The following is a 22,207-nucleotide window of genomic DNA, read 5'->3' as shown; positions in this document are numbered from 1 at the left end:
GCTTGCCGATCATGACAATCGTGCTGCCGATCCTTATCGGCCTGGTCTTCGTCGTGCTGATGTCGTTGCTGAAGGAACCGCACCGCCGCCGGTTCAACGCGGTCTTCGTCGCGGGCGCGGGCGCGGCCTACCTGAGTGGCGGCGGTATGGGCGGCTGGGAGTTCGTGTTCACGGCCGCCGTGACGTACTGCGCCTATCGCGGGCTGGAGTCGTGGACGTTCATCGGGATCGCGTGGCTGCTGCACACCGGCTGGGACGTCGTTCACCACGTCAAGGGCCACCCGGTCATCCCGTTCGCCGAGCACTCGTCGTTCGGGTGCGCGATCTGCGACCCGGTCATCGCGCTGTGGTGCCTGACGGGCGGACGGTCGGTGATCCACGCCACCGCTGCCCTGTTCGGTAGAGGACAGGAGGTGTCCTCTACCGCCGAGAAGGTGTGACACCTGAAGGAGCTTCGTCGGCGAAAGGGTGGCTGTCATGACTCAGGCATCGGGCCGGTTGCTCTCCCTGCTCTCGTTGCTGCAGGCGCGCCGCGACTGGCCGGGCCACCTGCTCGCCGAGCGGCTCAACGTCACCCCGCGCACGGTCCGTCGTGACATCGACCGGTTGCGCGAGCTCGGTTATCCCGTGGTGGCGGTGAAAGGACCGGACGGCGGCTACCGGCTCGAAGCGGGCACCGACGTGCCACCGCTGCTGTTCGACGACGACCAGGCGGTGGCGGTGACGGTCGCGTTGCAGCTCGCGGCCGGCTCGGGCGCGGACATCGCCGACGCCGCGACACGTGCGCTGGCGACGATGCGCCAGGTGATGCCGAACCGGTTGCGGCACCGCATCGACGCCGTGCAGGTGACCGTGGTCGACCGAGCACCGCGGAAGGTCGACAGCGCGGTGCTGTTGGCGCTCAGCGCCGCCGTGCGAGCGCGCGAGGTCCTGCGGTTCGACTACGAGGACGAGTCGCCTCGCCGCATCGAACCGCACCACCTGATCAACCGGGCCGGGCGCTGGTACCTGGTCGGCTGGGACCTCGGCCGCGACGACTGGCGCGTCTACCGCGCCGACCGGATGACCCCGAAAACACCTACAGGGCCCCGGTTCAGCCCGCGCGAGGTCCCCGGCGGTGATGTCGCGGCGTTCGTCAACGCCAGGTTCAAGGGCGCCGCGGGTGGGAGGGACGCTTGGCCGTGCCAGGGGGAAGCGGTGATCGACCTGCCCGCCGCCGAGGTGGCACCGTTCGCCGGCGACGGCATCGTCGAGCCGATCGGCGACGACCGGTGCCGCCTCGTCGCGGGGTCGTGGTCGTGGGTCGGGCTGGCGGCGTCGCTGGGTCGTTTCGACGCCGCCGTCCACATCGTCGGTCCGGCGGAGCTGCGGGACGCCGCTTTGGTGCTGGCGCGCCGTTACCGCGACTCCGCCGGATGATCAGGCCGCGACGTCCAGCACCCACGTGATGCCGAAACGGTCCTTGAGCATGCCGTACAACGCCGCCCACGGTGAGGCCGCCAGCGGGGCGACGACGGTGGCGCCGTCGGACAGCTTGTCCCACAACGCGGAGATCTCTTCGGCCGAGTCACCGCGCAGCGACACGAAGAACGGGTCGTCGCCGCGGCTGAACGGCCTGGCCGCGGGCACGTCGTAGGCCATGACGTGGAAGCCGTTCCCGCCGCGGACCTGACCCCACACGACCTGGTCGGGGTCCTCCGCGTTGCCCATGTCCCCGTAGGTGATGACGGCCAGGTCCCCGCCGGAGACCTTCTGGTAGAACTCGAGCGCCTCGCGGGCGTCGCCGCGGAAGTTGAGGTGAGGCGCTGTGGTGACGGACATGACGTGCTCCTGACTGACTGGAGTTCCGGCGTTCAGGAGCCACTTTTCCGTCCGTAGAGGACACTGGATGTCCGCTACCTCAACGGAAATCAACCAATTTCGACCACCCGCGCCCACTCGGGTGGTGCGTCCGGCTCGTAGTCGGGGTCGTCTTCGTCGTACCGACGGTCTCGTGGGAACAGGCCGACGACCGTACGGCAGGCCGGTTTCGTTTTCGGCCAAGGAGTTTGGCCGTCGGTCAGTGCGACGACGACGTCCGGGCGCGGACTCCGGCGCAGCGCCTTGGCGAAGCCCTCCCGCAGGTCCGTGCCACCGCCGCCCACCAACGGGATCCCTTCCGCGCGGCACAACGGCTGGGTGATGTGCGCGGCGGCGTCGCAGGACATCACCGTCACCAGATCACGCCGGCCGCCCACCGCGCGGGTGATCGCGGCGATCTCGACGATCGCGCTGCCCAGCTCGGTGTCGCTCACGGATCCGGACGTGTCCACGATGACGACGACACGGGGCGGTCGGCGGCGCAGACTGGGCAGCACGACCCCCGGCAGACCGGCCGAGCGGCGTGAGGGCCGGCCGTAGGTGTAGTCCTCGCCGACGCCGGGTCCGGACGCGGCCGAGCGGACCGCCGCCCCCAGCAGCTCCCGCCACGGCTGCGGGGGCTGGAACGCCTCGTCCGCCCACCGCCGCCAGCTCCTCGGCACTCTGCCGGGGCTCGCGGTGATGCCCTGCGCCACGCGGAACCGGACGGCGTCCCGTTCCTGGGCGCTGAGCCCGTGCGCGCCGCAGGGACCCAGGTCCCATTCCCGCTCCAGACCGTCGGCGCCGCTGCCGCAGTCCAGCCAGGCCCACCCGTTCGTGCCGGGGCCGAGCCGGAACTGGCGCAGGTAGTCCTCCATCAGCTCGCCCTCGGACAACCTGAGCAGTCCCGGCCGAACGGCGTCCTTCGGACACACCAGGCCGTCGCCGAACACGTCGTCGTTGATCTCGCAGTCCGCGGCGATGTTCATCCGCAGCCGCTCACCCGGCCCGGTCAGCTCGTGCGCGGCCGCGAACCTGTCGCTGCGCCCGTGGTGGTCGCGCAGCAGGTGGGACACCTCGTGCACCCAGACCCCGGCCAGCTCCTCGACCGGGGTGCGGTCCACGAACGCCGCCGACACGTAACAGCGCCAGTGCCGGTCCACCGCCATCGTCGGCACCTGCCGCGACTCCACCACGTGCAGGGCGAACAACGCGGTCGCGAGGTACGGCCTGTTCCGGACAGCGTGCAGCCGGGCGGCGAACAGCTTCTCCTCGTCGAGGCTCGTCATGCGCGGGCACCCACGGCGGCGCGGTCCGCTCGCTGCGACACCGACACGGCGCCGGCGAGCCGCTCGATCGCGGCAGGGACCACCCAGTCGTCGCGGCGCAGCGCGGCGAGCGTGGCCGCCGGTACGACGACCAGGTCCGGGGCCCCGGTTTCCAGTGCCAGCACCAGCAACGACCACGCCGCGTCCCACCGGTCCTGCTCCGGGCGCTTGCGCACTGCCGCCACCACGCCGTCGAGCACGGTCTGGCGCAGGTCGCCGCGCTCGGGCAGCACGGCCGCTGCCGGATCCGCCAGCAGCACCTCGGGGTCCGGCAGGTCCATGCGGTCCAGGCTCGCCAACAGCTCCAGACCGGGGCCGTCGCCCACCGCGCCCCGCACCAGCGTGGACAGCACCTCGCGCGAGGTGTCCGCCGCGGTCGCGAACGCGATCAGGCGCAGCGCCATGTCCCAGCTCCGCGGTGAGGGCCAGGGACCACCGCGACGAGCTTCGCTCTTCGGCAGCTGGTGCACGAGTGCGGGCCGCACGGCCAGAAGCCCGCACACAGCGCGGCGTGCGAACGTCACGGCGTCGGGCAACCGGTCGGGGTTCAGCCGCGGCAGCGGTGCCGTGGGCCACGTCCCGCCGAGCCCGCGCACCACGACGTCGTGGTCGTGCATCCACTGCAGATGGACGAACCGGTTGGCCAGCGGTGGGCTGAGCTCCCAGCCGTCGGCGGCGGAGGAGCGCGGGTTGGCGGCGGCCACGATCCGGACGCCCGGAGGCAGTCGCAGGGCACCGACGCGGCGTTCCAGCACGACTCGCAGCAACGCGGCCTGCACCGCCGGTGGTGCGGTCGAAAGTTCGTCCAGGAACAAGAGCCCGCGGCCTGCCTGGACCAGGCGCACCGCCCAGTCCGGCGGCGCCATGGGAACGCCCTGCGTCGCCGGGTCGTCGCCGACGACCGGCAGGCCGGAGAAGTCGGAGGGTTCGTGCACGCTGGCGATCACCGTCGTCAACGGCAGTGCGAGAGCGTCGGCGAGCTGGGTGAGGGCGGCGGTCTTGCCGATCCCCGGCTCACCCCACAGCAACACAGGCAGGTCGGCGGAGACGGCCAGCGTCAGGGCTTCCAGCTGCGGGTCGGCCCGCAGCTCGGTGCTCGTGTTCTGAAGCAGGGCAAGCAGATCGGCGGCAACGTCGAGCGTGGCAGAAGACATGTGTTCGATCACCTTTGGGTCGTGTGAGGCCGTGCGCCGGCCAGGCGAGGAGGAAGTGAGGTGTCAGCTGAAGGTCGCGTGGCGCGGACGCGAGCGACGACGACTGTCCCGAGTGGACTTGGCGGGACCGGCTCCGGCGAGCCCGGCCCGGTACAACCCGTGCACCACCTTGCGGTGCACCGCGGTCTCGAGCTCGTCGCGCAACGCACCGCTGCGCAGCAGCACGTCCGGTCCGAGCAGACCTTCGACGGCGGCGATGGCACCGGCGGTGTCCCCGTGGTCCAGCAGGCCGCGGACGTCTGCCAGGTTCTCCGGGTGGCGGTGTGCCGCGTCGATCGCCTGCAGGCACGGCAAACCTGTGCCGCCCAACGCGACCAGCAGCTCCTCGCGGCGGATCTCGGCGGCGTCGTGGTCGAGCGGGACGAGCACACCGTCGACCACGCCGATCCGGTGCGTGGAGCCTCGGCACTCGACGAGACGTGAGTTCGTTGCGCCGTAGGGACTTCGTGACGCCGGCCGGTGGTCCGGCAGGAGCGCGGAGGCGACGAGCGGGTGCAGCCGGTCGGCGTCGATCAGTCCGGCGTGCAGCAGTTCGAGGTCGGGCGGCACCCAGGTCGCCGCGTCGGGCAGCACCGGATGCGCCGGGACACGATCCCGTGGCGGCACTTCGACCAGTTCGTCCGGCAGACGCAGCACGAGCTGGAGCCGGGAACTGAGCCGCACGGTGACGGCGCCGTCCGCGCATCCGTCCGCGTGCAGGAGCAGCGCGGCCTCGGCAGCCCATCCGGCGCCGGACCGTTCCCGGAGCTCGGAGGTCCTGCGCGCGTCCCACAGGTGGCGGTGCAGGTCGAGCCGGAAACGCCGGTCGGGCCGGGGATGGGGGTGTCCGCCCGCGCCGGCCAGGGGAGAGGCCGGTTCCCACAGCGCGAGGCTGATCCGCTGACCGGCGTCCGCCCAGGCCGGTGGTGTGCGCGCGACGAGGTGCACAGCGCGGCCACCGTCAGGAGGACGGTACCGGGCCAGCGACACGGTGAGACCCGGCCGCAGCAGGCCGTCGGGACTGATTCTCGGAAAGTGCCAGCGAAGCAGGTCAGGGGCCAGATGACGCAGATCGGCGCGGACGGTTTCCGCGAACTGCCTGCCGTGGGTGCGACCCGCCGCTCGCAGGTTCAGATCCACGTCCACCCGCGCGGCAGCGCAGGCACCTGACCAGTCGCCCACCGCACGGCGGGCAGTCGAGGAATCGATCATCGACGTCGGCACGGCGAACTCGCGCACGTGCGACCAGAAACTGAGGCGGGAGTGTCCGTTCACGGTCGAGTGGTGCATCAGCACTCACCTTTGGTGAACGTGACCCCCGATCCGCTCGAGTAGGTGATCATCGTGGCAACGGTAGCAGGGCGTGCAAGGGGGTTTCGGTGCAAGCCCGCCAAGACCTGGAAGTTCTTCACCCAGTTCTGATCGATGCAACGCATTGGCGCTCTGGCTGCGTGTGTACCTGGTGGAAGCACGCAACACTGAGGGGCGAAGTTGAACGACGAGCAGTTCACCAAGGGCCACGTGATCACGCTGATGATCACATCGTTGATCGGTGTGGGATTCGGCACCGGGTGGTGGTTCTCCGCCGCCATTACGCTGCCCGGCCCCGCGGCGGTGGTCCTGGGCGTTGTGATCGCCGTGTGCCTGGTGGGCTGGGTGCTCCGCGTCGGCCGGTCCGGTCGGCAACTGCCTCCCGGTGGCGGGCGTGCGGACAGCCCGTTCGGGAAGACGTACGGGATCGCCGTGCTGCTGATGGTCGTAGGGATCTTCGCGGGGTCGCGGCTGCTGACGCTTGTCGAACTGCCGCAGGCGATTCCCGCGTGGGTGCTGTTCGTCGTCGGCGCGCACTTCGCCCCGTTCGCGAAGCTCTTCGACTCCACCAGGTTCCTGTGGCTGGCGGCGGCGCTGTCCGGTACCGCTGTGCTGACCGTCGGGCTCGGTGTGGCCGGGCTGGAGCCGGCGTGGCGGCTGGTGCCCGGATTCGGCGGCGCGGCCGTGCTGTGGACAACGGTGGTGGCGGGCCTGCTCGACGGGCAGGCCCGGATTCAGTCCTTCTTGCGAGCCACTCCCGCGAACGTCGACGTGCGCCTCGCGTCACCGATGTCGTCCCCGGCGTCCGGCCGCCACTCCGGCAGGTAGACCACACCGGGGTCGAGCAGTTCCAGCCCGTCGAACAGGCCGGTGATCTCGGCGCGGGTGCGCATGGAGAAGTCGGTGACGCTGCGCCGGAACTGCTGCGTGGCCTCCTCGACCCTCTCCGGTTCCGGCCCTTCCAGGCTGGCGTGGGAGATCGCGAGGTAACTGCCCGGAACCGTCGCGTCCAGGTAGGAACGGATGATGCCGGCCGGGTCGTCCTCGTCCGCCACGAAGTGCAGCACCGCGAACATCAGCACCGCGATCGGCTGCGAGAAGTCCAGCAACCGCTGGGTTTCCGGGTCGCCGAGAATGTCCCGTGGCCGACGCAGGTCGCCCTGGACCGCCGTGGCCAGGGTGCTGCCGGCGAGGATGTTGCGGCTGTGCGAGACGGCGACCGGATCGGCGTCGACGTAGACGATCCGGCACAGCGGGTTCGCCTTCCAGGCGATCTCGTGCACGTTGCCGACCGTGGGGATGCCGGAGCCCAGGTCGAGGAACTGCGTGACCCCCCGGTCCACGAGGTGGCGGACCGCGCGGCGCAGGAACGACCTGTTGGCGCGCATGATGTCGGGGAGCTCCGGCATGAACGCGACGATCTTCGCCGCGGCGTCCCTGTCGACCTGGAAGTTGTGGAAGCCACCCAGGTGCGCGTCGTAGATGCGGGCCGCACTCGGCTTGTCCACGTCGATCTCCGGACCTGCCCACGCCGGTCGGTTCACCTGACCACCCTCATCGCCGAGTACCTGCCGTGACTGGTCCGGCACCACACTAGCCGTTGTCGTGCCCGGACCGGGACACGGCGTCCGAACGAGGGACGGCCGTTCACCCGTCGAGCATGCCGGGACCGAACACCTCGTACCTGATGTCGTCGGACAGCACCCCGCGGCGGAGGAGCCCGGCACGCACGTCGCGCATGAACGCGATCGGGCCGCACAGGTAGACGATCGCCCCGGCGGGCAACGGGATCGCGTCCACGTCGACGAGTCCTGCCCGGCCGCCCTCGTCACCGTTCTCGTACCAGGTCAGGTGCGGGTGGCGGGAGTACTCCGCCAGGTGCGCGTGCCGATCCGCGGACAGTTCCGCGTGCACGGCGACGACCTCGCGTTCCGGCGTGGCGGCGAGGTGGTCGAGCATCGAGAGCATCGGGGTGATCCCGATGCCCGCGCTGGCCAGCACCACGGGCCGTTCACCGGGCGTCAGCGTGACCTCACCGGCGGGCGGTCCGACCAGCAGGACGTCGTCGGCGTGCACGTGGTCGTGCAGGAACGTCGACACCGCGCCGTCCGGGGCGCCGTCGACACCGCGCACCCGTCGCACGGTGATCCGCAGCTCACCCCGTCCGGGTGCCTGCGACAGCGAGTACTGGCGCGGCTGCCTGTGCCCGTCCGGCAGGTCGACCGCGACCGACACGTACTGCCCGGGCTCGAACACCGGAACCGGGCCGCCGTCGTCGGGCACCAGCGTGAACGACACCGTGTCGACCGCCTCCTCGTCCCGCTTCGCCACGCGCCACGGACGCCACAGCGTGTCCGCGGTGACACCGGCCTGCTGGTACAGGCGCGCCTCGGCGGCGATCAACGACACCGCGAACAGCCAGTAGACCTCGTCCCAGGCGGCCGCGACCTCGGGCGTGACGGCGTCGCCGAGCACGGTGGCGACCGCGCCGATCAGGTGCTTGCCGACGATCGGGTACTGGTCGGGCCGCACGCCGAGCGAGACGTGCTTGTGGGCGATGCGTTCCGCGATCGGGCCGAACGGCGTCCCGTCGAGCAGGTGCTGCGCGTAGGCGACCACCGCGGCGGCCAGTGCGATCTGTTGCTTGCCGCTGGCCTGGTTGCCGCGGTTGAACAGGTTCAGCAGCTCCGGGTGCGCGGCGAACATCGACGGGTAGAACTCGGCGGTGATCGCGGCGGCGTGCTCGCGGACGACGGGCAGCGTCGCGCGCACCACAGCGGCTGAAGCAGCGGAAAGCACAGAGGGCTCCTCGGAAGTGGGGAACGGGCGACTTCGAGCTTGCGTGATCAGGTGCGAGCGGACGCAGGTCGGAACGTCGCCTTCGTGGCGGGACCTTCGTCCCGGAACACGCGCCCGGAAGGCTTTGGTGCCACTAACAAGCCGCGTGCTCGTCGGAGAGGAGGAGTTCGGAGACGGAACGCCGCGGAGTGGGCGGCACGGGAGCGCCGAAACCCAGGCGCAGCACGGTTTGCGGGATCAGCATGCCGCCGAGCGACCGCCGCAGCTCCTCGCGGACGCGCCGGACCTCGACCGGTTGGGACAGGAACGACGCGGACAGCCCGTGCGTGGTCGCGGTCAGCAGGACGCGTTGCATCGCCTGTCCCGCTTGGAGATCACCGAGCGGCCCGTCGTAGAACGAGCAGAGGACCACGACGAGCGGGTCGGACTCGTAATCCTTGCCGGCGTGCCGTTCCGAGCCCTGGAAGTCGCGGAACACCCACTCGTCCTGCGTCTCCGGCCGCACCCCCGCCGACTCGGGCGGCACCCCGTCGGTCGCGCCGGGACGGTGGCCGGTGAACGCGGCGAGCTCGTCCTGCACACCCTCGTCGTCGAGCTGGATCTGGTGCGCCCGCTGGACGAACCGCTTCAGATCGGCGCGGCCCTCCCGCGTGGTGACGACGTGCAGCCAGGCCCGCTCCAGCTCGGCCGCCCTGACCAGCGCGTGCCGCTGCCGTGGATCGATGGCCGTGTCGAGGAACGGCCGACGGTTGGTCCGACGGCGAGGCACCGCCCGGAGCAACGCCCGCTGCTCGTCGTCGACCTTGATCGTGCCGCCGCGACGCACCACGGCGAGCGCACCGGGCGCGTCCTGCCCCGGCAGCATCGACACCAACGGGCGCACACCGGCGTCCTGCAGAGCCAGCCGCAGGTTGAACAGCGCCGCACCGCAGGAAAGCCGCAGCTCACGCTCTTCCGGATCGGTCGCCGCCAGCTTGCGGCTGGGGTCGGGGTGCAGCTCGATGCGGTCCGGCCGGACGCGGAACCGCCACGGTTGCGTGTTGTGCACGGACGGCGCGAGCGAAGCGGCCGCGAGCGCGCTCTCGATCTGTCCGGACCTCAGCCCCAGAGCGGCCGGTACTTCGGTCATGTCGTTCACCCCGTCCGCGTCGCCTGGAACGTTCTGGCGTCCACTGTCGGCGTGGCTTCGGGGCGGTCCCACCGTCGAAGGTCCCGAGGTGGCCGGGACCGGGCTCCGCCGCGGTGCCGTTCGGCCTGGGGTGGTTCGGCGCGGGTTCCAGCGGGGTTGGTCACCTTCTGCTGGTTGCGTTGCCTTGTGTTGGTGGTCGCTTTGGGTCGTATGACGAGCTTTGGTTGCGTCATCGCCGCTTCGCGACGATTGCGATTGGGGCTTGACTTCGGGGCCCTTGCGAGGCGCTCATCGGCCTTGAAAAGCCGGGCAATAAGAGCCCGGCCGATCCAACCAGCGTAGCACCTCGCCCCCAAAGTCAAGCCCCAATCGCAAGCGTGCGTGGTTGCGTTTGTTGTTCCGCTTCCGTCATTACCGGTTGCCCGATGACGCATTGCCCTGTCCGGCTCGCCTTCGGCATCGAGTTCCCGTTGAGGTGTGGCGGCTGGGTAATTCACTCGATCGTGTTCGAGTTTTCCCGTTATCTTCCCGTGATCTTGCGGTAGATTAGAACACGTGATCGAAACCCGCCTCCTCTCCACCGACGAGCTGCTGAGCAGTCTCGTCGACGAGGTGACGGAAATCCGGGTTCGCGAGAACGCCGCATTGCAGATGCTCGCCGAGTTGGATCGGCGCGGGGTTGCGGGCGAGCTGGGTTACAAGGATTTGCCGCATGTGTTGCGGCACGCCGTCCGCTGGGATCTCCACACCGCCAAGCGGTGGATCGCCAATGCCGCGCTGCTGGCCAATGAGATCACCCCGACCGGCAGCGAACTGGCTCCGGTGCTTCCGCTGACGGCGGAGGCAGTGGCCGAGGGCGCGCTGTCGATCGACCACGTCGCGGTGGTGGCCGAGATCATGAAGACCGTGCCCGCCGAACACGAGGTCACCGTGGTGGGCTACGCCCGCGACTTCGAACCCGCCACGGTCCGCCGCCTGGGCACGAAACTCGCCTACACCATCCACCAGAACGACCCCGAGCCCCGCGACCCCAAGCCCGCGCCACCGGGCAATCAGCACTCGATGCAGTGGAAGAACGGCAAGCTGGAGATCCGCGCCAAGCTCGACAAGGTCACCGGCGCGAAGTACGAGGCACTACTCGACCCACTGGCCAAGCCCCGCCCACAGACCCCGGACGAGGGCCCGGACCTGCGCACCCGCGAGGAACGCCAAGGCGACGCCCTCGCCGACCTCATCGACCTGATGCTGCGCGCCGACCAACTCCCCGAACACGGCGGCGAACCAGTCACCCTGACCCTGACCATGCCCTACGAAGACCTCGCCAACCAGGTCGGCCACGCCACCCTGGACAACGGCGACCGCGTCCCGGCCGACCAGGCGCGTCAGCTGGCGTGCAACGCGGGCATCATCCCCATGGTCCTGGGCGGAGCAGGCCAGCCCCTGAACGTCGGCCGCAAGACCCGCACCTTCCCCGCCGCAATCCGCAGGACACTGGTCACCAGGGATCGAGGCTGCGCCTTCCCGGGCTGCGGCAGACCACCACGACAGTGCGATGCCCACCACATCCAGCACTGGGCCAACGGCGGCGACACGTCAGTAGACAACGCCGTGCTGCTCTGCCGACACCACCACACGCTGATCCATCAGAGCGGGTGGGAAGTCAGGCTGGTCAACGGCATCCCGACCTTCTACCCACCGGCCTGGCTCGCCCGACAACGAAGTCCCAGACGCAACCTCATCAACACCGCCTAACCACAGCGAGGCGGTGTTGATAAAGGCCGCCCTCGCCACGGCGAGGCATCCATCGCAGCTAATCTCCCGAACCTCGAAGGTAACCGGCAATGGCCAGCCGAGCTGAATCTCCCACCGCAACGCTGGCAATGGCGAAGCCGAGCACCCCCGCCAACCGCGATGGCGAAGCCGAGTCGGACAGGGCAATGCGTCATCGGGCAAGCGGTAATGAGGTGAGCCGAACAACAAACGCGACCACGCACGCTTGCGATTGGGGCTTGACTTTGGGTGCGAGGTGCTATGCTGGTTGAATCGGCCGGGCTCCTTATGCCCGGCTTTTTAAGGCCGATGAGCGCCTCGCAAGGGCCCCGAAGTCAAGCCCCAATCGCAATCGTCGCGAAGCGGCGATGAAATGACCCGGCTCGTCATACGACCCCACGCAACCACCAACACAAGGCGACACGAACAGCAAAAGGCGACCACCCCGCTGGAACCCGCGCCGAACCACCCCAAACCGACCCGCGCACACCCCAACGCACCTCGACCCCTGCAAGCCCGACCTGCGCAACACCACGGGGCGCCCTCCAACGCAAGCCAACCGCCGGAAGCCGAACTGCTGCGCGACCCGCCTGCCGGAGGACCTGAACATCAGCTAGGGGCAGGCCATCCGGACCATCGGTGCTTCAGCCCACGCCACTACGGGCAGGCCACCTCGACCGCCGGCGTCACGACCGGTTCCACCTTCTGCCGTTCCGCCCGCACCGACGCGATCCCGGCGAGGATCAGCCCACCGCCCGCAAGCTGCAGCGGCGAGAGCCCCTCACCGAGCAGGAGCCACGCGAACACCGAGGCGGACACGACCTCCAGCAGTGCGATGAACGACGCCACCCGCGACCCGAGCAGGCCCGAGGCGGTGATGCCGGTCGCGTAGGCCAGTGCCGTGCCCACGACCGCGACGACCAGCAGCGGCACCCACCACGCCGTGGTCGTACCCAGCAGCGGGAGGTCGTCGAACGTCGCGGTGAACGGGAGCAGGCCCATGAGCCCGACGACGGCCAGGACGGGGGCGGCCACCAGCAGGCCCGCGCCGGCCAGTGCGACCGGGGGCAGGCCGTGGTTGGGGCGGGCGGCGATCGCGAAGTACACGGCGCATCCGATGGCGGCGCCGAACGCGGCGGCCAGGCCGATCGGGTCCACGGCTTGGATCGCGCCGGGGCCGATCACCAGCAGGAGGCCGCCGACCGCCAGCAGCGAGCCGAACAGGACTACGGGTGCGGGCGTTCGTCTGCTGACTGCCCAGGTGAAGCCGACCAGCAGGATCGGCGCCAGGAACTCGATGAGCAACGCTGTCGCCACCGGGATGCGCGCGATCGCGGCGAAGTACAGGACCTGGGTGATCGCCACGCCGAACAGGCCCATGCCCAGCACCGGCCACCGGGCCTGCCAGAGGACGTTCCACTTGCCGCGCAACGACATCAGGACGAACGGGAGCAGCACGAGTCCCGCCGTGAGCGCGCGGGCCGTGACGGCGGCGGTTGGCGACCAGCCGTGGTCCAGGAGCGGTTTGACGAACGCTCCGGACGTGCCGAACGAGATGAACGAGACGGTCGCCGCGATCAGGCCGGTGGACTTCGGTGGAATCCCCATGCTTGCCTCCCGGCCCTGTGTCGTGTCATGGCCTAACCTGAATGACGCCCCTGACGGTAGGCCGATGACGGTAAGGAGTCAATTTGCGTTTTGCCCCTGACACGGAGGACTCCCTCAACTTCGTCGTCGCGCTGTGCAACACCGAACCTCAGGCCTCGCGCAGCGGCACGGACGAGCTGGCCACGGTGGACCAGCTCGCGGCCCTGCTCGCCCACTACCGGTACACGGGACGCATCGACCACGACGAGGCGGAACTGCGCGACGTCCACCGCACGCGCGCGCTGCTCCGGCAGGTGTGGTCACTCAGTCGCGACGACGCCGTCGAGGCCGTGAACAAGATGCTCCGCGACGCCAAGGCACTCCCGTACCTCGTGCGGCACGACGACCTCGACTGGCACATCCACGCCACCGAGCCCAGCTCGCCGCTCGCGGAACGGATCCGGGTCGAGGCCGCGCTCGGGTTCATCGACGTGATCCGCATGAACGAGATGGACCGCCTGCGGATCTGTGCGGCCGACGACTGCACCGGGCTGCTGCTGGACCTGTCCCGCAACGGCCTCAAGCGGTTCTGCAGCGTGCGGTGCGGCAATCGGATGAACATGATCGCGTTCCGGGAACGACAAGCGGAAGGTCGTTCCTAACCGACCGCGGCCGCTCGGCAGCGGTCTTCCTCGATCGGCCTGCGCAGGGTCGAGTACAGCTCGGCCGCTTCGAGGAACAGCGCGGCCGCCTGCGCGTTCTGTCCGGCCGCGCGGCGCAGCTCCGCCCTGACCTCCCACAGAGCGGCCGACCACGGACCGCCCTGCCACAGCCCGCTGATCCGTTCCGCCTCCGCGAGGTGGCGCCGGGCCCGGCTGAGGTCGTTCGCCCGCGCGCAGGCCCGTGCCGCCTCGATCCGGAACGCCATCGAGCACGGATCGCAGACGTGGGTAGCCGACGTGAGCAGGCGCTCGCCGTGGCGGACCGCGCCGAGTGACTCCACGAGACCGCCGGCGGCCAGCACCCGCAGCCCGTGGATCCGGATCACGAGGTGGGACCTGATGCCCGACGAGTGCGCGAGCGGCATCGCCCGGTCGAGCAGGGAGCGGGCCAGGGCCAGGTCTCCGCGCCGGACGCGTGCCTCCGCGGCACGTTCGAGCGCGATGCTCTGGGCGGAGAGGCACCCGGCCCGTTCCGCGTCCGCCAGCGACCGGTCGAGGTGCTCGCACGCCTCGTCGACGTGGCCGGACAGCAGCGCGAACTCGCCGAGCAGCAGGTGGGCCAGCGCGAGGCCGGCCGGTGAACCCGCCTCGGTCGCGATCGCGAGCAGGTCTCGGCCGAACGACTCCGCGCCCTCGTGGCCCTCTGGTCCGTAGAGGTAGAACTCCTGGAAGCACAGGTGGGCGTCGAACACGGCGCCCTCCAGGTTCGCGGAGCGCCGAACCGAGTCGGCGAACTCTTCCCGGAACTGCTGGTGCCACGTGCCTTTCGCGTACGCGACGAGCGCCAGCAGCGTGGACGCCTCGCCCAGCTCGTGCCCGAGGTTCGCGTCCAGCGCCAGCGCGCGTGCCCTCTTCGCCAGCCGCTCGGCCTCCTCGACGTTGCGGCGTCCCCAGGCGACCAGTCCGTTGGCGAGAGTCACCGCCACGGTCTGCCGCACCGACGGCGGTTCGGCGCCCTCGGCCAGCGCCGTCTCGAAGAGGGCGACCGTCTCGGCGTCCGGGCCGACGCCGACGCGTTCGCGCAGCGCCTCGCGGAGTTGCTCGAACTGCCGCAGCGCCTCGCGCCGCCGCCCGGCCGCGAGGTGGCGCCGCATCATCGCGCGGTGCGCTTCCTCGTCGGTCTCGTCGAGCTCCAGCAACCGCGCCCAGTCACCGGCGGCGCGCAGCAGGGTGATGTAGTGGGTCCTCGCCTTCGCCCGCCGTTCCTCCGCCCACCACTCGTACCGGTCGTCCGGCAGCACGTCCCCGCCGTACGTCGCGGCCGCCGCGGCACACGCCGACGCGTCACCCGACGCCAGCGCGGCGTCCGCGGTCCGGTCGAACCGTTCCAGATCGCAGTCGAGACGCCCGTCCGGCCAGAGCACCAGCACCTGACCGTCGACGGCGATCGCGCCGGGGTCGCCGAGTGCGCGGCGGGCGTAGTGGACGGCCTTGCGCAGGTTCGCGCCCGCCGCCTCGACGGGCAGTTCGGGCCACAGCAGCTCCATGACCTGCTCGCGGTGCAGCCGGTGCCCGGTCTCCGTCGCGAGCAGCTTCACCACGTCCGCGGCCCGACGGCTGCGCCACGCATGGGTGGGGACGGGCTGGCCGTCCACCGCGACGCCGAACCCGCCGAGCACACGCACCTGGCAGGTGGCAGGCATGGGCCGACCATACGTCCGCCGGCGTGGGAACGCTCGGGGAACGCCGTGCTGCCTAACCTCGCCGCACAGTCGTAAAAGGAGGAAGCCATGCTGTTCATGGACGTCCACAACGCACTGCCCGACGGAGCCACGGCGAAGGACGTCGCCGAGGCCCACGAGGCCGACCTGCGCACCCAGGACCAGCACGGTGTGCGGTACCTCAACTACTGGGTCGACGACCAGGCGGGCAAGGTCTTCTGCCTGGTGGAGGCCCCGGACGCGGAGGCCGCCCACCGAGTGCACCGCGAAGCGCACGGTCTCGTCGCCGACGAGATCTACCCGGTCGTGCAGGGCTAGACGCCACAGGGATCCGGCGGCCGGGTCGCACCGGCCGCCTCGGCCCCGAAAATCATGACGATCCCTCTGTTTTAGCTGGTCACGAGCCGGGTCCTGCTAGGCCGTTCGAGTGGTCTTGACGTCGGACGCCTGTGGGCCGTTCGCGCTGTGTGCTTCGCTCCGTCTGCCGTAGAGCTAGGGGGAACGCTCTACTGACTTCGGGGGAATCTCGTGGCTTCAGCACGCCTGCGCGTCTGCACGATCGCCGTGATCACAGCCTTGGCCGGCACGCTCGTCGTCGCACCGGCCCAAGCCGAGCCAACACCACCACCCGCACCGCCACCCACAACCGCGACGACACAGCCGCCGACGACACAGCCGCCGCAGCTGCCTCAGAGTCCCGCGCTGACCGAGAACAGACTCGGAGCGCAGGCGACGGCAACGCCTCCCGCGGCACCGGGTCAGCTCGGCCCGATCGACCCCGGCCCGGACGGCTCGCCGAACATCGAGAACGAACCCTCGAAGGCGCAGCCCATCGCGCCGTTGCCCGCGCTCGACCCCGGACCCGACGGCCGCGTGCAGATCGACCGCGTGCCGATCGCGCCGAACCCTCCGGTCACACCGTCCACACTGGACCTCCCGCTGCGTCCGGGTCAGGAACTCGTCGACGCCACGAGCGCCGAAGCACTCGCCACGCTCGCCAAGGCGGGCCGCACCACGCCGGACGGCAAACCCGCGCTCGACGCGAACGCCTTGCAGCCGCAGGTCCGCTCGGCCCAGGTCGTCGACCCCGGCCGGCGGGCCACGCTGCAGGAGCTGATCGATGCGCTGACCTCGGGCAACCTGCCACCGCCGCTGCCGGTCGACCCGCTGGCGCTGCTGAACCAGCTGCCCGACGGCATCCCGAGGATCACCTACCGGGTCTGCTCCGAGTCGCAGACCAAGGCCGTGTCCTGCTCGCTCACCCTCCCGCTCGGCGTGCCCGCGATCGTCGACGTCACCGGTGACCGCACCCCGGACGTGCTGACGGACCTCGTGCCGGTCGCCGCTCCCGGTGACATCGCCGCGGTGGTCAGGGAGATCACGAACCTCGACCGCGAGATCGCGATCGCCAGGGACCGGCTCAACGTCGTCACCGAGCTGCTCAAGGACCCGCTCAACGTCATCCTGCACCCCGAGCTGCTGGTCGAGAAGCTGAACCTCGAGAAGCTGTTGCAGGACCTGGGGAACACGCTCCAGGCCAAGACCGAGGCGCTGCTGAACCTCGTGCACCTCGGCCTCGGCGTGGTGAACCTGCGGCTGCCCACCAGCGAGTTCGCCGGACGCGACCTGCCAGCGCACGTGTGGGCCGTCTACGACCTTCCGACCCACAAGCGGATCTCCGTCGGCTTCGACGGCTTCCGCCGCGGCGCCGGTCTGCCCACGGCCGCGATCGGCGTCTACACCTTCGCGCCGTTGCAGGTGTTGCGCGGCATCTTCGACATCAAGGCGAGCGTGCTCCAGGTCGGCGCGGCGAGCTCCCTCGCGGTGACCGCGGGCCTCGCGAACGTCACGGACGACGACCAGGGCCTGCCCTACGACCCGACGGTGGCGAGCGCGCGCTTCGAACCAGTGCCCGGTGTGTTCACCGCGCACGCGTTCATCGACCCCGGCGCGACCGACCGCGACCAGAGGGCGACCGTCGACGCCAGCGTCAGCACGCGCACCAAGCTCGACGTGCAGGTGCTGTCGAACTCCAGTGCTGCCAACAGGTTCGACCAGCTCGTCGTCGACCAGCTGCCGAAGCAGGTGTCGGCCGCGCTGATCCGGCCGCGGGACGGCGGCGACGACATCGTCGACTACACCGCGACCGACGCGATCAACGACGTGCTCTTCGCCGACTTCGTCTACGCGGGGGAGCGGCTGGACGCATCCGTGCGTGCCGCGGCGAAGAACCTCCCGACGCAGTGGCGTGGTGCGCTCAACTCGGCGAACGACCACGTGACGCTCGACTACGACTCCGCCGGGGCACTGTCCAGTTTGGACGCCTCGTTCTTCGACCGCGAGCCCGCCATCGTGCTGCGCGGTGCGTTGCGCGAGCTGCCGACCACGATCAACGTGGACGCCAACCTGCCCGGCAGGCACGTGCTCTTCGACGCCAACACCCCGCTCGGTTCGGCCGAGGTGTTCGTGTCGAAGGAGCTCGGTGACTACGCACCGCTGGGCGGTGACCACGCGACGGCGGTGCTGAACGGGACCAAGCTCGGCGCCAGCGCCCGCGTCACCGGCCTGCGCAAGATCGACGTCTACTTCGACCAGCACCCGCGCGGTGGCACCGAGTTCACGCCGGGCGGCCAGCCGTTCGTCGCCGCCGGGATCGTCGACGGCAAGCAGAAGACGCGGCTCGACGTGTCGAACCTCCCCGCCACACTGGGCTTCGACCTCGACACCGTCGCCCGGCGGGTGCAGTTCAACGCGAGCTCCGTGGTGGAACGGGTGAAGGCCGCCTACGTCGACACGGCGGCCGGACCGAGCGCGGTCGCCGCGATCAACGGGCTGCCGCGGACCGTCGACGTGCGCTACGACCTCGGCGACAAGCCCAAGGTGAGCTACCGGGCGTCGAGCGCGGTACCGAGGGCGGAGCTGTTCGTGAGCCCGCAGGGAGTCGAGCGGCTCGACCCGAACGGCCACCACTACCTCTCCACGGCGCTCACCGACCTGCCGACGGAGGTCGACGTGCTGGTCGACCTGCCGGCGCGGCACCTGGACGGCACGTCGTCCGCGCCGATCGGCTCGATCGCCGCGGTCGCACGGGTGCCGTTCGCCGGTCGCGACTACCTCGCGATCGGTGAGCTCACCGGGGTTCCCGCCCGGTTCGACGCCGACTTCGGCGACGGGCTCATGCGGTTCCGCGGTCTCTCCGGCGCGCTCGGGGCGGCGCGGTTCTCCGTCACGAACCACGGCGGCGCGACCATGCCCGCCGGACAGCACGTGTCGGCGCACTACCGCCAGGTGACCGGCGACTTCGACGGCAGCGTCAGCATCCGCAACCTCACGCTGGCCGAGTACGCCCGCGGCCCGGCGAAGCAGGTGGCGAACCTGCAGCTCGACACCGACGGCCAGCCGGTGTTCGTCGACGCGGACGTCCTGCTCGCCGCGAACGGCGCGGACGACACCCGCCTCGCGGTGACGTCGCGCATCGACCACCTGCCGACGAACCTCACGCTCACGATCGACCTCGCCGACGGCAAGCTCACCTACACCGGTGACAAGTCGATCGGCCTGCTCGCGGACGTGCACGTCGGCAAGGTGGCGGCGTTGAACGGTCTCGGCGCGCCGCTGTTCGACAACGGCGTGGCGGTCCGGGCGCGCGGTTGTGCGGAGGGTGCGGGTTGCGTGAAGGACACCTCGCCGATCTGCACGCTGTTCGGCCGGTGCCTCGGGCTCGTGGGCACGATCAGGTTGCCCGGTCTGCCGACCTCGCTCGCGATCGACCTGGTGGGCAAGGAGATCGAGCTCACCGGGTACACCGCCACGGCACCGCTGACGGCGTACGTGGAGATCAGCGGACTGCTGCCGAACCTGCCGAGGCTCGAAGGCCAGGTGACCCTCGACGGGCTGCCGTCGGGCGTGGACCTGACCGTCGGTCCGATCACGGTCGACGGCAACCCGGCGCGGGTCGACGTCGGCTACCGCGCGTCGGCACCGCTCGGGGTGCTGAAGATCGCCGCCGAGGCCGACACCCAGACCTCGTTCGGCACGCTGAGGGCCCGCGCTTCGGTCGACAAGCTGCCCGCGACGGTGCACGTCGTCGGCACGTTCGACGCCCGCACCACGCTCGGGGTGCACAACTCGGCTCCCATCAACGAGATCACGGCCGCACTGTCCGGAGTGGACGCTGGCTACCTGAGTGCGTCCGCGACCGGCGTGCCCGCCGACCTCGACGTGGTGGTCGACGCACCGGCGAAGCACTTCGAGTCGTCGGCGTCGTCCGCGCTCGGCGGCATCACGTTCCGCGCGGCGAAGGTGCCGTTCGGCGGACGCGAGTACCAGGCGTTCGCGCAGGCCCTGAACATCCCCGCGAAGATGACCGCGGACTGGGCGGACGGCAACTTCAAGTTCCAGAGCACGTCCGGTGCGATCGGGTCGGCGGCGTTCGCGGTGACCAACCACCAGGGTGCGACCGCGCCACGGGGTCAGCACGTCGCCGCGCACTACAACCAGGGCAACGGTGATCTCGACGCCAGCGCCGCGGTCGGCTCGCTGTCGCTGGTCGCGGTGGCGCCCAAACCGGACGGCGTCGGGTTCGACATGCGCTCCGGGGACGGCACGTTCGCGTTCGACGGCGACTTCCTGCTCGCCGCGGACAACCGGTACACGGCGTTCGGCAGGGTCAGCCTGCCGAGCTCGCTGGACGTGCGGTACGGCGACGGGAAGCTGAGCTACCGCACCGACCGCCCGGTGGGCCTGCTCGCCGAGGCCAGGGTCGGCAAGGTGGCCGCGCTCAACGCGATCGGGCAGGTCCCGTTGTACGAACACGGCATCGCGGCGGAAGCCAGGTCGTGCACCGGCGCGGGCTGCACCCGTGACGACGGCCCGATCTGTTCGTTGCTGGGCAAGTGCTTCGGCCTGGTGAGCACGGTGTCGTTGCCGGGCCTGCCGACCGTCGTCGAGGTCGACATGGCGGCCAAGAAGATCGACGTCGTCGGCTACCGCCCGCCCGCCGGCGCGCCGCTCAACGCCTACGTGCGTCTCGACGGCCTGTTCGACGTCGCGCCGTACGCCGCGGCCAAGGCCACGCTGCGCGGCCTGCCGTCGCCGTTCGACCTGCACATCGGCCCGTTCGGGTTCGACCAGACCGATCCGAAGCGGGCGCACGACCTGCAGGTGCAGTACAGCGCGTCCGGTGGCATCGACGTGCTGGAGCTGCGGGCCGAGGCGAACACGACGACGGAGTACGGGAACCTGCGCGGTGCGGCGGACGTGCACGGGGTGCCGGCGAGCCTGCAGGTGACGGGGAAGTTCGGCGACAACAGCCACGTGCGGGTCGCCGCGAGCAGTCCCATCAGCATGGTCAACGCCCACGTGACAGGCCTGTACGCGGGTGCGCCGGCTTCCGCGCGGGCCCGGTTGACGGACATTCCCGCCTGCGACGCCGGACCGAACGCGCCGTGCGTCGACGTGGACATCAAGGGCACCGACGACCGCGGCAACGCGCTGAAGGTGCCCGTGATCACGGTGACCTCCGCGGCACCGGGTCTCGACGCCGAGGCGTTCGTGCAGGGCACGTTCGCCCAGAAGAACGACGAGGACCACGACGAGGGCCAGCAGGGGCTCCAGATCAACGACGTGTTCGCGAAGCTGGTCGACCTCGGTGAGCGGGTCACCGTCACCGTCGCGGAGAACGACCTCAAAACGTTCAGCACGCGGCTGGTGTCCCAACCCGGCCCCACCGGCTCGGTCCTGGTGGGCGGAGCGTTCGAGCTGAAGGAGGAGCAGGGCGGGGACATCAAGGAGTTCGAGCAGGACATCCTGGCCTGCGTCGGAATCCCGATCCTCACGCTGCACGTGAACGACGGCCACATCAAGGCGAGGAACCTGCGCATCGACGGCGTGTACGTGGTCGTCGACGGGGTGCGGGACATGACGATCCGGCCCGGCCTCTTCTACGTCGGGATCGGGGTCGAGGGCTCCTACGACCGGTTCAGCATGGTCGCGCCGAGCGTGCGCGCCCAGCTCGACATGGACCTGAGCCTGCGCATCGAGAAGTTCGACCAGCCGCTGTTCCCGTTGTACAAGTGGGACTTCAAGACGAACCCCGACGACGTCTACAGTGGACTGCGCTTCCACGTGTTCGACATGAAGAAGAGGACGAACGCCCAGTTCCTGGTGATGATAGGCACGACCCCGGTCTGGCTCTACCCGGTCGAGGCGAGCCCCGGCAAGCTCGGCTACCAGATCCCGGCCGACCAGGGCGTCTCCGGCATCACGGTGCTCCCGCCGCCGGGCATGGGCGACCCGAGCACGCGGAAGTTCGTGTTCAGCATGATGGATCCGGGCAGGCTGGTGAACGGGCAGATGCAGTACCTGGACGGCGAGTCCGCCCAGTTGCTCGACATCGCGGTGTCGCAGGCGTTCAGCCCGTTCCCGCCCGAGGGCGACAGTGGAGGCGGTCCTTGCTGAGGAAGACCCGTGTGGCGGCGCTGGCACTCGTGCTGGCGTCGCCCGCCGCCGTGACCGCGTGCAGCGGCTGCGGCTACCGGCTGAGCGTCGAACCTGTCACGGCGCGGGGATCCGACCTCACGCTCACGGCGCGGTTGTCCGGTGACGGCCCGCTCGGAGGGGTGAAGATCGAGTTCTCGGCGCTGGGACCCGACGGCGTCGTCCTCGGTCTGGTTCCGGCCGGTGCCGACGGGGTGGCGAAGCTGGAGTCGCGCAACTCGATCGGGCCGGACTCGGTGAACGGGCGGGCGGTGACCGGCTGGACCGAGTACCAGGCGAAGGTCTGGTACCTGCAGGACACCGATCAGGCGGCGGACGCGGTGTGCGCCCAGCCCGCCAAGGCGTCGTTCCGGTACGAGTCGGGGTGACG

The 22,207-nt window shown here is 70.4% G+C and carries 17 protein-coding genes; 8 read left to right on the top strand and 9 right to left on the bottom strand.

Going from position 1 to position 22,207, the window contains the following annotated elements; all coding sequences use genetic code 11:
* Positions 1-11 precede the first annotated feature (11 nt).
* Both ACFOWZ_RS28405 and ACFOWZ_RS28400 read left to right on the top strand, forming a co-directional pair.
* Positions 12-440, top strand: coding sequence for a DUF6010 family protein (locus ACFOWZ_RS28405; protein WP_382376967.1), 429 nt, complete (start codon positions 12-14; stop codon positions 438-440).
* Between the two features lie 37 nt (positions 441-477).
* Entirely contained in the window at positions 478-1,419 is a 942-nt protein-coding gene (locus tag ACFOWZ_RS28400) for a helix-turn-helix transcriptional regulator (protein WP_382376966.1), read from the top strand.
* Here ACFOWZ_RS28400 and ACFOWZ_RS28395 read toward each other — a convergent pair whose 3' ends face one another.
* The 4 genes from ACFOWZ_RS28395 to ACFOWZ_RS28380 form a co-directional block, all read right to left on the bottom strand.
* Positions 1,420-1,821 (bottom strand): VOC family protein, encoded by a 402-nt coding sequence (locus tag ACFOWZ_RS28395; RefSeq protein WP_382376965.1) that lies wholly within the window; start codon positions 1,819-1,821, stop codon positions 1,420-1,422.
* Between the two features lie 89 nt (positions 1,822-1,910).
* Complete coding sequence (locus ACFOWZ_RS28390; protein ID WP_382376964.1) at positions 1,911-3,128, bottom strand: vWA domain-containing protein; 1,218 nt, start codon at positions 3,126-3,128, stop codon at positions 1,911-1,913.
* Positions 3,125-4,321 (bottom strand): AAA family ATPase, encoded by a 1,197-nt coding sequence (locus ACFOWZ_RS28385; RefSeq protein WP_382376963.1) that lies wholly within the window; start codon positions 4,319-4,321, stop codon positions 3,125-3,127. Before ACFOWZ_RS28385 ends, ACFOWZ_RS28390 begins: the two co-directional genes overlap by 4 nt.
* Before the next feature lie 63 nt (positions 4,322-4,384).
* Positions 4,385-5,650 carry a hypothetical protein gene (locus ACFOWZ_RS28380; protein ID WP_382376962.1) on the bottom strand — a complete coding sequence of 422 codons (1,266 nt, stop codon included), beginning with the start codon at positions 5,648-5,650 and terminating at the stop codon, positions 4,385-4,387.
* A 201-nt stretch (positions 5,651-5,851) separates the two neighbouring features.
* Between ACFOWZ_RS28380 and ACFOWZ_RS28375 the strand changes: the two genes are divergently transcribed.
* On the top strand, positions 5,852-6,499 hold the full coding sequence (locus ACFOWZ_RS28375; RefSeq protein ID WP_382376961.1) for a hypothetical protein: 648 nt from the start codon (positions 5,852-5,854) through the stop codon (positions 6,497-6,499).
* On the opposite strand, the gene ACFOWZ_RS28370 is transcribed toward ACFOWZ_RS28375, so the two are convergent.
* The 3 genes from ACFOWZ_RS28370 to ACFOWZ_RS28360 form a co-directional block, all read right to left on the bottom strand.
* Complete coding sequence (locus ACFOWZ_RS28370) at positions 6,406-7,215, bottom strand: SAM-dependent methyltransferase (RefSeq protein WP_382376960.1); 810 nt, start codon at positions 7,213-7,215, stop codon at positions 6,406-6,408. The genes ACFOWZ_RS28375 and ACFOWZ_RS28370 overlap by 94 nt on opposite strands.
* A gap of 103 nt (positions 7,216-7,318) precedes the next feature.
* On the bottom strand, positions 7,319-8,470 hold the full coding sequence (locus ACFOWZ_RS28365; protein WP_382376959.1) for a globin domain-containing protein: 1,152 nt from the start codon (positions 8,468-8,470) through the stop codon (positions 7,319-7,321).
* A gap of 133 nt (positions 8,471-8,603) precedes the next feature.
* Positions 8,604-9,599, bottom strand: a complete 996-nt coding sequence (locus ACFOWZ_RS28360) for an Acg family FMN-binding oxidoreductase (protein ID WP_382376958.1) — start codon at positions 9,597-9,599, stop codon at positions 8,604-8,606.
* Positions 9,600-10,154: 555 nt separating this feature from the next.
* Between ACFOWZ_RS28360 and ACFOWZ_RS28355 the strand changes: the two genes are divergently transcribed.
* Positions 10,155-11,351: an HNH endonuclease signature motif containing protein gene (locus ACFOWZ_RS28355; protein ID WP_382376957.1), complete on the top strand. Its 1,197-nt coding sequence runs from the start codon at positions 10,155-10,157 to the stop codon at positions 11,349-11,351.
* Positions 11,352-12,026: 675 nt separating this feature from the next.
* Here ACFOWZ_RS28355 and ACFOWZ_RS28350 read toward each other — a convergent pair.
* Positions 12,027-12,977: an EamA family transporter gene (locus ACFOWZ_RS28350; RefSeq protein WP_382376956.1), complete on the bottom strand. Its 951-nt coding sequence runs from the start codon at positions 12,975-12,977 to the stop codon at positions 12,027-12,029.
* A gap of 83 nt (positions 12,978-13,060) precedes the next feature.
* On the opposite strand from ACFOWZ_RS28350, the gene ACFOWZ_RS28345 reads away from it, so the two are divergent.
* Positions 13,061-13,618: a CGNR zinc finger domain-containing protein gene (locus ACFOWZ_RS28345; protein ID WP_382376955.1), complete on the top strand. Its 558-nt coding sequence runs from the start codon at positions 13,061-13,063 to the stop codon at positions 13,616-13,618.
* Here ACFOWZ_RS28345 and ACFOWZ_RS28340 read toward each other — a convergent pair.
* Complete coding sequence (locus ACFOWZ_RS28340; protein WP_382376954.1) at positions 13,615-15,321, bottom strand: BTAD domain-containing putative transcriptional regulator; 1,707 nt, start codon at positions 15,319-15,321, stop codon at positions 13,615-13,617. The genes ACFOWZ_RS28345 and ACFOWZ_RS28340 overlap by 4 nt on opposite strands.
* 87 nt (positions 15,322-15,408) lie before the next feature.
* On the opposite strand from ACFOWZ_RS28340, the gene ACFOWZ_RS28335 reads away from it, so the two are divergent.
* From ACFOWZ_RS28335 to ACFOWZ_RS28325, 3 genes are all read left to right on the top strand, one after another.
* On the top strand, positions 15,409-15,657 hold the full coding sequence (locus ACFOWZ_RS28335) for a DUF4242 domain-containing protein (protein WP_382376953.1): 249 nt from the start codon (positions 15,409-15,411) through the stop codon (positions 15,655-15,657).
* Between the two features lie 210 nt (positions 15,658-15,867).
* Complete coding sequence (locus ACFOWZ_RS28330) at positions 15,868-21,798, top strand: hypothetical protein (RefSeq protein WP_382376951.1); 5,931 nt, start codon at positions 15,868-15,870, stop codon at positions 21,796-21,798.
* A complete protein-coding gene (locus ACFOWZ_RS28325) occupies positions 21,792-22,205 on the top strand; it encodes a hypothetical protein (RefSeq protein WP_382376950.1) in 414 nt (137 codons plus the stop codon). Before ACFOWZ_RS28330 ends, ACFOWZ_RS28325 begins: the two co-directional genes overlap by 7 nt.
* The last annotated feature ends 2 nt before the right edge of the window (positions 22,206-22,207 follow it).

Source organism: Lentzea rhizosphaerae, from assembly GCF_042649515.1.
GTDB lineage: Bacteria > Actinomycetota > Actinomycetes > Mycobacteriales > Pseudonocardiaceae > Lentzea > Lentzea aerocolonigenes.
Note: the sequence above shows the minus strand (reverse complement) of the source record. Positions and strands in the feature narration are given on the sequence as shown.